14 protein-coding genes are annotated in these 12821 nt (G+C 37.5%); 10 read left to right on the top strand and 4 right to left on the bottom strand.

What is annotated here, in order from left to right:
- Nucleotides 1-39: 39 nt before the first annotated feature.
- Nucleotides 40-2190 (bottom strand): ATP-dependent Clp protease ATP-binding subunit, encoded by a 2151-nt coding sequence (locus BANA01_RS02570; protein ID WP_063251526.1) that lies wholly within the window; start codon nt 2188-2190, stop codon nt 40-42.
- Nucleotides 2191-2394: 204 nt separating this feature from the next.
- Between BANA01_RS02570 and BANA01_RS02575 the strand changes: the two genes are divergently transcribed.
- Complete coding sequence (locus BANA01_RS02575) at nt 2395-3429, top strand: YkvI family membrane protein (RefSeq protein ID WP_063251527.1); 1035 nt, start codon at nt 2395-2397, stop codon at nt 3427-3429.
- Nucleotides 3430-3473: 44 nt separating this feature from the next.
- On the opposite strand, the gene BANA01_RS02580 is transcribed toward BANA01_RS02575, so the two are convergent.
- A complete protein-coding gene (locus tag BANA01_RS02580) occupies nt 3474-4085 on the bottom strand; it encodes a CPBP family intramembrane glutamic endopeptidase (RefSeq protein ID WP_063251528.1) in 612 nt (203 codons plus the stop codon).
- A 150-nt stretch (nt 4086-4235) separates the two neighbouring features.
- Here BANA01_RS02580 and BANA01_RS30255 point away from each other — a divergent pair, with 150 nt between their 5' ends.
- Nucleotides 4236-4355, top strand: coding sequence for a DUF6254 family protein (locus BANA01_RS30255; protein ID WP_235847045.1), 120 nt, complete (start codon nt 4236-4238; stop codon nt 4353-4355).
- Nucleotides 4356-4402: 47 nt separating this feature from the next.
- Here BANA01_RS30255 and BANA01_RS02585 read toward each other — a convergent pair whose 3' ends face one another.
- On the bottom strand, nt 4403-4591 hold the full coding sequence (locus tag BANA01_RS02585) for a YkvS family protein (protein ID WP_063251529.1): 189 nt from the start codon (nt 4589-4591) through the stop codon (nt 4403-4405).
- A 233-nt stretch (nt 4592-4824) separates the two neighbouring features.
- Here BANA01_RS02585 and BANA01_RS02590 point away from each other — a divergent pair, with 233 nt between their 5' ends.
- From BANA01_RS02590 to BANA01_RS02625, 8 genes are all read left to right on the top strand, one after another.
- On the top strand, nt 4825-5019 hold the full coding sequence (locus tag BANA01_RS02590) for a hypothetical protein (protein ID WP_063251653.1): 195 nt from the start codon (nt 4825-4827) through the stop codon (nt 5017-5019).
- A 68-nt stretch (nt 5020-5087) separates the two neighbouring features.
- On the top strand, nt 5088-6578 hold the full coding sequence (gene glpK, locus BANA01_RS02595) for a glycerol kinase GlpK (RefSeq protein WP_063251530.1): 1491 nt from the start codon (nt 5088-5090) through the stop codon (nt 6576-6578).
- Nucleotides 6579-6902: 324 nt separating this feature from the next.
- Complete coding sequence (locus BANA01_RS02600; RefSeq protein WP_063251531.1) at nt 6903-7169, top strand: phosphocarrier protein HPr; 267 nt, start codon at nt 6903-6905, stop codon at nt 7167-7169.
- Nucleotides 7169-8881: a phosphoenolpyruvate--protein phosphotransferase gene (gene ptsP / locus BANA01_RS02605; RefSeq protein WP_063251532.1), complete on the top strand. Its 1713-nt coding sequence runs from the start codon at nt 7169-7171 to the stop codon at nt 8879-8881. The genes BANA01_RS02600 and ptsP overlap by 1 nt, the downstream gene beginning before the upstream one ends.
- Before the next feature lie 112 nt (nt 8882-8993).
- Entirely contained in the window at nt 8994-9779 is a 786-nt protein-coding gene (locus BANA01_RS02610) for an SDR family oxidoreductase (protein WP_063251533.1), read from the top strand.
- 88 nt (nt 9780-9867) lie between these two features.
- Entirely contained in the window at nt 9868-10341 is a 474-nt protein-coding gene (locus BANA01_RS02615) for a hypothetical protein (RefSeq protein WP_063251534.1), read from the top strand.
- A gap of 154 nt (nt 10342-10495) precedes the next feature.
- A complete protein-coding gene (locus tag BANA01_RS02620; protein ID WP_063251535.1) occupies nt 10496-11374 on the top strand; it encodes an NAD(P)-dependent oxidoreductase in 879 nt (292 codons plus the stop codon).
- 67 nt (nt 11375-11441) lie between these two features.
- Nucleotides 11442-11621, top strand: coding sequence for a hypothetical protein (locus BANA01_RS02625; protein ID WP_063251536.1), 180 nt, complete (start codon nt 11442-11444; stop codon nt 11619-11621).
- Between the two features lie 34 nt (nt 11622-11655).
- On the opposite strand, the gene BANA01_RS02630 is transcribed toward BANA01_RS02625, so the two are convergent.
- Entirely contained in the window at nt 11656-12810 is a 1155-nt protein-coding gene (locus tag BANA01_RS02630; RefSeq protein WP_063251537.1) for an aminotransferase A, read from the bottom strand.
- Nucleotides 12811-12821 lie beyond the last annotated feature (11 nt).

Here is a 12821-nt window from a genome sequence, read left to right on the forward strand (position 1 = left end):
AAATAAAAAAAGCGAAGCCTAATGGCTTCGCTTTTTTTATTAATGAACGTTTACACTTTCAGCGGATGATACCTTCAATTTGGCACCTTCTAAAATGGCAGCTAACTTATTTGCCTCAGGCTGGTCTAAAATATAGTCTGCAATTTTATCTTCAATTTGTTCCTGTATTACTCTTCGAAGCGGGCGGGCACCAAATGCTGGATGGTAGCCTAGCTCCGCAAGCTTTTCTTTCGCTTCAAGTGTAATTGTGAATTCAATATCTTGCTCTTTTAATGTTTCTTGTAAATCATTTACCATTAAATCAACAATCTGCATGATATGTTCTTTTTCAAGTAAGTTAAATTCGATAATACTATCAAAACGGTTTAAAAACTCTGGCTTGAAAAAGCTGCCTAAAGAATCCAGGATAGAAGCTTCTTCCATTGCTTCATTTGTTCCAAAGCCAACATGAATGGTTTTGTGTCCCACACCAGCATTGCTTGTCATGATGATCACTGAATCCTTAAAGCTTACTGTTCTTCCTTGACTGTCAGTAAGACGCCCATCCTCAAGAATCTGTAAAAACATATGCTGCACATCTGGATGCGCTTTTTCAATCTCATCTAATAAAATGATGCTGTATGGGTTTCTTCTTACCTTTTCAGTCAGTTGTCCTGCTTCATCATGGCCTACATAGCCTGGAGGAGAACCAATTAATTTGGAAATACTGTGTTTTTCCATATATTCACTCATATCTAAACGAATCATCGATTCAGATGAACCAAATAATTCTTCAGCCAATGTTTTGGAAAGTTCCGTTTTACCAACGCCTGTTGGTCCGACAAAAAGGAAAGAACCAATCGGACGATTCTTAGATTTTAAGCCGGCACGGCTTCTTCTAATTGCTTTTGAAACCTTCTCTACAGCCTTTATCTGGCCGATGACTTTAGAATTTAAGTTTTCCTCAAGAGCTTTAAGTTTTTGCTGCTCATCCTCTTGTAATTTACCAACAGGAATACCGGTCTTTTGCTCAATAATTTCTTGAATATGTGAAAGTTCTACAACCGGTCTTGTGATCTCTGAAGTTTCATTTAATGATTTCTCAAGCAAGACTTCTTCATCACGAAGCGAGGCAGCTAATTCGTAGTTTTCATTTTTAAGCGCTGAATCTTTTTGAACAGCAATTTCCTTTAACCGTTTCTCAATCTGATCTTTGCTTTGACCATCTGAAGTAAGATTGATTTTTGAGCCTGCTTCATCAAGTAAATCAATCGCCTTATCAGGTAAGAAGCGATCCTGGATATAACGGTGTGACAACTGCACACAAGCTTTAATCGCTGCGTCAGAGTAGGTTACTTCATGGTAATCCTCGTATTTATTCTTAATTCCTTTTAAGATTTCAATTGCCGCCTCAGGAGTCGGTTCCGCTACTTGAACTGGCTGGAATCGACGTTCTAGAGCGGAATCTTTTTCTATTTGACGATACTCCTTCAATGTTGTTGCGCCGACAAGTTGAAGTTCACCGCGTGCAAGAGCTGGTTTTAAAATGTTACCCGCATCCATTGAACCCTCTGCAGAACCTGCTCCTACAAGGAGATGGATCTCGTCAATGAAAAGAATAATATTCTTACGCTCCTGTAATTCTGCGATTAATTGCTTCATTCTTTCTTCAAACTGCCCACGGATACCTGTGTTTGCAACTAAAGAAGCAACATCTAGTAAATAAACTTCTTTATTTTTTAATTTGCCTGGTACCTTTCCTTCGACTATTTTCATCGCAAGACCTTCAGCAATAGCTGTTTTCCCAACACCTGGTTCACCAATTAATACTGGATTGTTTTTATTACGGCGATTCAATATTTCAATGACCCTTTTAACTTCTTCATCACGGCCAATCACGGGGTCTATGAGACCAGCTCTGGCCATATTTGTTAAATTGCGGCCAAATTGATCAATAAAGCCGCCCTGTCCTTTTTGTGTAGAAGGTATCTGACCATTTAATTGATTATTTTCAGAGCTCTTCATATTGAAAAATAAATCATCAAATGAAAATCCAGGGAAGGAATTCATATTGGGACCCATTCCTGAATGAATCATATTTTTATTTTTTGAATAACATTCATGGCACAGCTTCATATTGCTGTGTTGTCCATTAATGTTTATATTTAGTTGAATATTGGCTTGGTTATCTTTACATAATTGACACAGCATAATATAAAACCTCCTAAAAATATATTTACTATTTATTTGACTTTGACTATATTTGACCTTGTGTAATTAGTATACTTTGACCTTTTTTGACTTTCAAGAGTTTTGCTTATGGTAATATTTTCTACTAACAAATTAAGCCAATTTATAAAAAGCTCGTCTTTGTTTGTCCTATTGCTCATATAGTGTATTTGAGGGGGAGATGAGGTGAAAAGGAATTGGTCAGCAGCATTTCAAATCGCTGCCGTGTACGTTGGTACTGTAGTTGGGGCGGGATTTGCTACAGGAAGAGAAATCGTTGAGTTTTTCTCTCGGTTTGGTTTCATTGGCTTTCTGGGTATTTTATTGAGCGGCTACCTCCTTATCGTGTTAGGATCAAAGTTAATGAGAATTGCTGCTCGAATTAACGCAGTATCGTATCAAGAGTTTAATATACACCTGTTTGGGAAATGGGCAGGCAGGGGTATTAATATAATTATGCTTTTTATGCTACTTGGAGTGAGTGCAGTGATGCTGGCTGGTGCCGGAGCAGTGTTTGAGGAGCAGCTAGGACTATCGAAGAATTTAGGGGTTTATATAACGATAATATTATCCTTTATTGTCATGCTGGTTGGCACAAAGGGGTTATTTGCTGTCAATTCGTTTGTAGTTCCCATTATGGTCTGTTTCAGTCTTATGTTAATGTCACTGTCTGTTAAGCAGCCCGATTTTGTTAATCATTTATTATTGGTACCACATACGGAGGATGGCTGGAAAAGTATATTAGCACCGTTTTCTTATACAGCATTAAACCTGGCATTAGCACAAGCTGTGCTTGTTCCAATTGCAAATGAAATTAAGGATGATTGGACAATAAAGTGGGGAGGTATTTTAGGAGGGGCGGCTTTAACTCTTATCTTAATATCCAGCCACTTTACCTTGATCATGCTCCCAAATTTTGAGCTTTATGAGATACCGATGGCCATAATTATGAAGCAAATTGCGCCTTTTTTTTATTGGATATTTGTCCTTGTTATTTATGGAGAAATCTTTACATCAGTCATTGGAAATGTTTTTGGATTGGACCGTCAGTTAAAGCAGTTTGTTCAAGTTCCTACATTCCTTACAATTTCAGCCATTTTCTTCGTTTCATATATGATCAGTCTTATTGACTATAGCAAGCTGCTGTCTAATCTTTATCCAATGTTTGGCTATATTAGTCTAATCTTTTTTATACTTCTATGGAGGAAGCCTCTGAAATGATAAAAATAGGAAAAGCATTGTCGTTATTTTGACAAGTGCTTTTCCTATTTTAACGGCATAATAATAAAGATCATGATGTCAAAGACAATATGTGAAACAATAACTAGAGGCATACTTTTCTTCCATAGATATAGTGCACCCCACATAAGACCAGAAAGGAATGCAGCAAGCATTAGGATTATCGTTCCCGAGTAAATATGAACCGAAGCATAAAGCAGAGCAGCAATTAAAATACTCTTTAATGGACCAAAATAGCGAAGTAATCTTTTTTGAACAAATCCACGCCAAAAGAGTTCTTCTCCAGGTGCTGCTACTAAAATGAGTGCCAGGTATTGCCAAAATAATGCAGGGGCAAACCAGCGGTAGAGTTTCTTAATACTATTTTCAAAAGGCAGATTTAGCAGGTCAAAGGCTTGTACTCCCAGCCAAAATAAGAAATAGAGAATTAGTCCCGATATTGTACCGATGGTGATATATTTAAAAAATGACGCTTCATCCTCGACAGCTTCTTGAAACATAGCGTATGTAATCAATATAAGTAGTGAACCGGTAAAGATGTACCAGAATATGGCTCGGTCATAAAAGGTGAAATACATAAGAGCATGAGCAATGATTAACCCAAAGATTAACCGAAGATCAAAAAAGCTATTTTTCACTTACTATTACCTCCTTTCTAACAATAAAATTTATTTTAACAAAAAAAATTTATGAAAGGAAATGTTTACATCACACTTTTGTTCGAATCCAATAAATAAGAATAAAAAAATTGCAAAAAATATGAAGGTCAAAGGAAAGGAGGAACAACAATGAGCAAATCCCAAAGCCAGCAAGAGCGAGAATGGACAGTTCGCAAACAAGACCAAAATCCACACGGAAAAGTGAAATCCAAAGATCAACTGTTAAAAGAAGCTGGACGAGAAAAATAATAACTAAAAAGGCAGCCTTTGGCTGCCTAATCTACCAAGCTATTAAATTAATAAGCGCTTTCTTTTACAATCTTATAATTTTTATGATTCACAACAGTCCGCTGATCCAATTCTAGATCACGATAATTATCCATGAGTGTTAGGTCGACTATTACAGAGTTTTCATTGACCTTTTCTACAATACCTTTTAATCCGCCTCGAAATTCAATGACATTACCTACTTCTGCTTTTTTCAATTAGTCTCTCTCCTTTACCTGACAATCTATATATATATTCATTTAAGTAACAGTTTGCACTACTTTGTATGTTTCGTAAAGGCTTTTTTTTGACAATTTTGTTAATTACTTATAAAAATTATAAAAAAATGCAATCGTTTACATTTAAAGAAGAAATTTTTATAGAAGATCATACAAATATTGACTATGATCATGCTCCTTACTATAAAATGGTATTAAAGGTGGTGCCGTTTATGAACGAACAGTTTGTACAAGAAATCTTGGAAAAATTAAAAAAAGGTGAGCTATCAGAGTTCTATGTTAAGAAAGAAGAATTTATGGATTTTCGTCAAGTTCTTGTCAAAAGAGATGACTTTAAACATTTTCGAGGTATAGGTCAGCGAGGTGGAGATGTGTTATATCATTACCTGCAGGAACCTAGAAGTTAAGAAGAAAGTGTACCTAGTAAAAGTATTAGAAATTGAAACTAAACTATATCGTGAATAGGGGGATCTTTTTGGAGACGTTTATTCTCTCTATAGACCAAGGAACTACAAGCTCTCGGGCTATTCTATTTAATAAACAAGGTGAAATTGTTTTTATTGCACAAAAAGAGTTTACTCAGCATTTTCCTAAACCTGGCTGGGTGGAGCATAACGCAAACGAAATTTGGGGCTCAGTTTTATCAGTTATTGCTGAAGTAATGTCTGAATCAGGAGTCAAACCAGAGCAAATTGTTGGAATAGGTATCACTAATCAACGAGAAACTACGGTGATTTGGGATAAGGAGACAGGAGAGCCTATCTATCACGCAATCGTATGGCAATCAAGACAAACAAGTGAGATTTGTGAGGAGTTAAAAGTAAAGGGCTATGACGATCTTTTTCGCTCAAAAACGGGTCTTTTAATAGACGCATATTTCTCAGGAACAAAAGTTAAATGGATCTTGGATCATGTTGATGGTGCACGTGAGAAAGCATTACAGGGTAAACTTTTATTTGGGACTATTGATACCTGGATTGTATGGAAACTTTCGGGAGGTAAAGCACATGTAACGGATTATTCCAATGCCTCTAGAACATTAATGTTTAATATTTATGACCTCCAATGGGATGATGAATTATTGGAGATATTGGACGTTCCAAAATCTATGCTGCCTGAAGTTATGCCTTCATCTGCTATATATGCAAAAACAATTGATTATCATTTTTTCGGGAGAGAGACACCCATCGCAGGGATAGCTGGTGACCAGCAAGCTGCACTCTTCGGGCAAGCGTGTTTCGAAAAAGGGATGGCTAAGAATACTTACGGTACTGGTTGTTTTATGCTGATGAATACCGGTGATAGGGCCGTACGATCTAAAAATGGTTTACTGACAACGATAGCATGGGGACTTAACGGTAAGGTTGAATATGGACTTGAAGGAAGTATTTTTGTAGCTGGGTCTGCTATTCAATGGCTCCGTGACGGATTAAGGATGTTTAAAGACGCTATAGATAGTGAGTCCTATGCAGTTAAGGTGAATTCCACAGAGGGTGTATATGTGGTTCCGGCGTTTGTCGGATTGGGGACACCTTACTGGGATAGTGATGTAAGAGGGGCTGTTTTTGGCTTAACAAGAGGAACTACAAAAGAACATTTTGTCCGGGCCACACTCGAATCATTAGCCTATCAAACAAAAGATGTACTATCTGCAATGGAAGCCGATTCCCTAATAGAACTTAAAACCCTTCGAGTAGACGGCGGCGCTGTAAAAAATAATTTTTTAATGGAATTCCAAAGTGATATTTTAAATGTACCTGTAGAAAGGCCGAAAGTGAATGAAACAACCGCACTTGGAGCAGCATATCTAGCTGGATTGGCGGTCGGCTTTTGGGGGAGCCAAGATGAAATTTCTAAGCAATGGACAACTGAACAAAAGTTCTTACCAAAAATGACTGATATGGAGCGAAGTAGTCTCTATGATGGATGGAAAAAGGCAGTTAAAGCAGCAATGGTCTTTAAATAGCCTTAAATAAGATAATTTTTGCAGAGAAGTTTTAGGTTACGTTCTATTATTTTTATGGCTAATTTGTGAACTTTTAAAAAAAAACGATTTGTCGATTTTTTAATGCGCTTACAAAAAGTATTATAGGTTGTCTCAAGTGTTTGAACATGTTATTCTAGCAAATGTATGAAATTCTAATAATAAAATGAGGCTCGCAAGCATACATACTTCATTTCCTTTTGGAGAAACTATAACAATTAGCTCAGTTTTTTTATCTGACTATAAGCTGTTAGATATGCGATAGCCAGCATCATTTTACATTAATGAGAAGGAGTTTGATTTAACATGGCAGAAAAACAATTTAAAGTAACAGCTGATACAGGGATTCATGCTAGACCAGCAACATTACTTGTGCAAACTGCAAGCAAATTTGATTCTGAAATCAATTTAGAATATAAGGGTAAAAAAGTTAACTTAAAATCGATTATGGGTGTTATGTCTTTAGGAATTGGACAAGGTGCAGATATTGCTATCAGTGCAGAAGGCAGTGACAGTGAGGAAGCTCTAAGAAGCCTTGAAGAATTATTGAAAAAAGAAGGATTGGCTGAGTAATGGCATTTTTACAGGGAATTGCTGCTTCCAATGGCATTGCCATTGCAAAAGCATATCGGTTAGTAGAACCAAATTTATCATTTGAAAATAAGACCATTGAAGATACGACTTCAGAGGTAGCTCGTTTTCAAGCGGCAATAGAGAAATCTAAAGCAGAACTTGAGGCTATTCGTGATCGCGCCCAGGTTGAACTTGGTGCGGATAAAGCAGCTATCTTTGAGGCACATTTACTTGTCCTCACGGATCCAGAATTAAACGGACCGATTGAAGATAAAATTAAGACGGAAAAAGTAAATGCGGAAGCCGCATTGAAAGATACTGCTGACATGTTTGTTATGATGTTTGAACAAATGGACAATGAGTATATGAAGGAACGTGCTGCGGATATCCGAGATGTAACAAAACGCGTCCTTTCACATTTACTAGGTGTGCAACTGGTAAATCCAAGCATGATTGCAGAAGAAGTAATCATTGTTGCTGAGGATTTAACTCCTTCTGATACTGCTCAATTAAACAGACAGTATGTGCTAGGATTTACTACTGATATTGGCGGACGCACTTCACATTCTGCGATTATGGCTCGTTCGATGGAGATACCTGCTGTTGTAGGGACAAAAACCGCTACTGAAGAAATCAACAATGGTGATTTGGTCATTGTCGATGGTCTAAAAGGTGAAGTACATATTAACCCGACTCCAGAACTCGTGGCAGAATACCGCAAAATCCATGAGCAATTTGAAGCTCAAAAGATAGAGTGGGCAAAGCTTGTTAATGAGAAAACGGTATCAGCTGACGACCATCATGTTGAATTAGCGGCAAATATCGGAACTCCTAATGATTTAAAGGGTGTTATCGCAAATGGTGGGGAAGGTGTAGGGTTATACCGAACTGAGTTCCTATACATGGGTAGAGACCAGCTTCCTACGGAAGAAGAACAATTTGACGCTTATAAAGCAGTCTTAGAAGGTATGAATGGGAAACCAGTTGTTGTTCGAACTTTGGACATCGGCGGCGATAAAGAGCTTCCATATCTTCAACTTCCAAAAGAACTTAATCCGTTTTTGGGATTCCGAGCTATTCGTTTATGTTTAGAGGAGCAAGATATTTTCCGTACTCAGCTTAGAGCGCTTCTTCGTGCCAGCAGCTATGGAAACTTAAAAATTATGTTCCCAATGATTGCAACTCTAGATGAATTCCGTGAAGCAAAAGCGATTCTTGAAGAGGAAAAGCAAAAGCTTATTGCTGCAGGACAAACAGTTTCAGAAAGAATTGAACTGGGAATCATGGTTGAAATTCCATCGACTGCCGTTTTAGCAGATCAATTTGCTAAAGAGGTTGACTTCTTTAGTATTGGAACAAATGACTTAATCCAATATACAATGGCAGCAGACCGAATGAATCAACGTGTGTCTTATCTTTATCAGCCATATAGCCCATCGATTTTACGATTGGTTAAGATGGTTATCGATGCAGCACATGCAGAGGGTAAATGGGCAGGAATGTGCGGTGAAATGGCTGGGGACGAAACAGCGATACCACTTCTTCTTGGTCTTGGATTAGACGAATTTTCAATGAGTGCTACGTCAATTTTAAAAGCACGTTCACAAATTAAAAAGTTGAACAAATCCGAAATGGAGAGCCTGGCTAATCAAGTCTTAAATATGCAGACAACCGCTCAAGTAATTGAAGCAGTTAACAATGCTACAAAATAGAATTGATTTGAAAGAGACAGTATAATTCTGTCTCTTTTTTTGTACATGTTTTAGGAATTAGAGGAAATTTTTAGTATAATGGGGATAGACAGGTTCAAGGAGGATGAGTCGGATGGATTTGAATTTGAGCGGAAAAACAGCGCTTGTTATGGCTTCCAGTCAGGGCTTAGGATTTGCTATTGCAGAACGACTAGTCAAAGAGGGTACAAATGTAATGATCTCTGGTCGAGATGAGGAAAAACTTATAAAGAAGGCTGGAGAGTTAGAATCTATTGGTCTCGGTAAAGTTGCTTTTCAAAAAGCAGATATAACCGAAACTAAAGATATTAAGAGGCTTGTTTCTAAAACAATTGAGGTATTCGGAAGTCTTCATATTCTTATCAATAATGCAGGTGGTCCACCGGCTGGGTCTTTCGAGGATTTAACCGATGAAGATTGGGAAAATGCATTTGAACTAAATTTATTATCCTATATTCGTGCTATTCGTGAAGCATTACCATACTTAAAAAAGCAAGGCGGTAAGGTTCTTAATATTGCGTCCTCTTCGATAAAGGAACCGATACCTGGATTAATACTCTCCAACACCTTTCGGACAGGCATTGTAGGACTCTCCAAAACTTTGGCATCAGAATTGGCACCACATAATATTTTAATTAATACAATTGCACCTGGACGAATTGCAACCGACCGCGTCAGACACTTAGATCAATTTACTGCAGATAAACAGGGGATAGATGTAGAAAGTGTTGAGTTGACCATGAAAGCACAAATTCCGCTAAAGCGATATGGAACACCTGAGGAATTTGCCAATGTAGCAGTATTCCTCCTTTCCGATGCTAATAGCTATATGACAGGAAGTTCTTTTTTAGTTGATGGGGGTATGATTAAATCTATTTAACTATCTCATATACTTCCAATAACGACCTCGCTTAACGTTTATTACCAGAAATATTTGGCTAAGGTAAAAACATAAAGGAGTGTTTATCATGCGGAGAAGTATAAAAATGTTTTTTGTTTTAATAAGTATGATTCTATTAGGCACAACACTAACCGGGTGTGGAATTCCCCTATCAAAGGAACTGATTGTCAATCGTTACGCGGATGCCTTGTTAACAAAGAATAATGAACTTCAATTTCGATTTAGAATTAATAACGAGATATTGGATAGACATGAATTATATAAAGTCAAAGTTACCATACATGATGATCGTTTGGCTTCGGCGATAGGTAAGCGTGAAATAATATATGGTGAAGAACAAGTTCTCAATGGTGAATATTTGGAGGTCAAGGGTAAAAGTGAAAAATATATTTTCATGGACCCGCTGCCGTTAAAGAATGACTTACACATACATGAGCTTCAAACAATGATAGAAAAAAATCAGGCAGTTTCAATCGAGATATATAACAACCAAGAAGTTTTTGGAAGAGTGTACCTAACAAATTTTTCGTCAGAGCTGTGAAAAATGTGTTTATCACTTTTTTATCTAGGAGAGACTAAAAAGGTGCATAAATTTGGAGATTGAGCACGATAACCGGAAAGTACTTAGTTCCGGTTTTTTTGTGTTAAAAATTATATAATTAAGAAGGAAATTCATAATCGGAGGATTGATCCTATTGTTTACTCCAGAAAATACTATTATTGGTTTCATTGGGACAGGCGTAATGGGAAAAAGTATGGCAGGACATTTAATGTCTGCTGGTTATCCATTAATTGTTTATTCAAGGACAAAGGAAAAGGCGTTGGAACTGTTAGAAAAAGGTGCAGAGTGGGGGGAAACACCACGAGAGGTAGCTCTAAAGGCAAATGTTGTTATTACCATGGTTGGTTATCCCACTGACGTTGAAGAGATTTACTTAGGAAAAGATGGATTGGTAAGTCATGCTAAAGCGGGAAGTTACCTCGTTGATATGACAACTTCAGCTCCATCACTGGCAGTAAAAATATTTAAGGCTGCGAAAGAAAGAGGAATACATACCATTGACGCACCTGTTTCTGGCGGGGATGTAGGAGCAAAGGAAGCGAAGCTGTCTATTATGGTTGGCGGAGAGGAAGCGGACGTGGAGGCCATAAGACCATTGTTAAATTTGATGGGATCAACTATCGTCTACCAGGGTAAAGCCGGTGCAGGTCAGCACACCAAAATGTGCAACCAAATCGCGATTGCCTCTAATATGATAGGTGTTTGTGAAGCGATCGTATATGCTGAAAAAGCAGGGTTAAACCCAGAATCCGTTTTAAAAAGTATAACAACTGGCGCTGCAGGAAGCTGGTCATTGAGCAATCTGGCACCAAGAATGCTTGATGGTAACTTTGAACCCGGGTTTTATATAAAACATTTTATTAAAGATATTAAAATTGCCTTAGATGAAGCAGCGCAAATGGACATGAAAGTTCCTGGTTTAGATTTGGCCAAGAAGCTTTATGTCCAACTTGCTGAACTGGGTGAGGAAAATAGTGGAACACAAGCTCTTTATAAATATTGGAAGTCCTAACCGGCTTGAATAAATAGCTCTTGATTTCAGAAACTATGATAGAAGCTGAAATAGGAGGAAACTGTTTATGGCAAAGAGAACAAAAAAGAATGACCCACAGCAAAAAAATAAAAAGGGTTTTGATTCTGCTGTCTTAAATGAAGAATTTGCTCATGAGATGGGGTCAGCAGCAACAAATAAAATTCATAAAGATAAAGCGAAAAAAGAAAAAGCACCTAAAAATAATGGTAAATATACAGGTCAATAATAAAATTACCCTCACTGCAGCAGTGAGGGTAATTTTACTTTTTCATGTTTAAATATGTCTCAATTCGGTTTAATCCAGTTTCTAACGTCTCTAATGAACAGGCAAAAGATAATCTAAAATAACCTTCACCGTATTCAGAGAATGCACTTCCAGGTACTACGGCTACTTTTGTTTGGTGGACCATCTCTAGTGCAAAGTCAAAACTATTTAATTGAATGAAATCAGGGATCTTCACAAAGAAATAAAATGCCCCATCAGGCTTGACTACACGAAGCCCCATGGTGGACAAACGATTATAAACATAGTCGCGTCTTATGATATATTCCTTTTTCATTGGAGTGGCATCATCGATTCCAGTTGTTAAAGCGGCTAGAGCGGCTTTCTGTGCAATTGAATTGGCACAGGAGACATTATATTGGTGCACCTTTAATATGTGCTTTGTAATGTCTTTAGGTGCAAATAGAAATCCAATTCTCCATCCAGTCATTGAATGAGATTTTGATAAGCCATTAATGACAATCGTTTTCTCCTTTAAAAACGCAGCAATCGAAATATGGGGTTGATCATAAGTCAACTCGCTGTAAATTTCGTCTGCAAGTACGAATATTTCTCTCTCTTTCAAGTAATCCGCTATTTCCTTTAACTCGGACTCTGTAAGACTAACTCCTGTTGGGTTAGATGGATAAGGCATTACAATACAGCGTGTCTTATCGGTTAAATAAGGTTTAATCATTTCTAAGGTAAATCGAAATCCATTATCCCTGATATCGACATGCACGGGGACAGCCCCACACATCCGAATAATGGGTTCATATCCAGGATATATTGGGCCAGGCAGAATTACTTCTGTACCTTCAGCCAATATTGTTCTAAATGTGATATCAATGGCCTCACTTGCTCCTACAGTAACAATTACTTCCGAATCTGGCTCATAAGCTAGATTGTATTTTTTCGCAACAAAATCGCAAGCAGCAATTCGTAATTCACTGATACCTGCATTATGGGTATAGGAGGTGAAATTATCCTCGATCGCTTCGATGCCAGCCTGCTTAACATGCTCTGGTGTTTGAAAATCTGGCTGACCAATGGTTAATGAAATAACATCATCTATGTGTGATACCATATTATAAAATTTTCTGATTCCTGAAACCTCAATATTTTGAACTTTGGTATTAATTAAATGCTCCACCTTGTTCATCC

This window comes from Neobacillus niacini NBRC 15566, assembly GCF_001591505.1.
Classification (GTDB): domain Bacteria; phylum Bacillota; class Bacilli; order Bacillales; family Cytobacillaceae; genus Neobacillus; species Neobacillus niacini.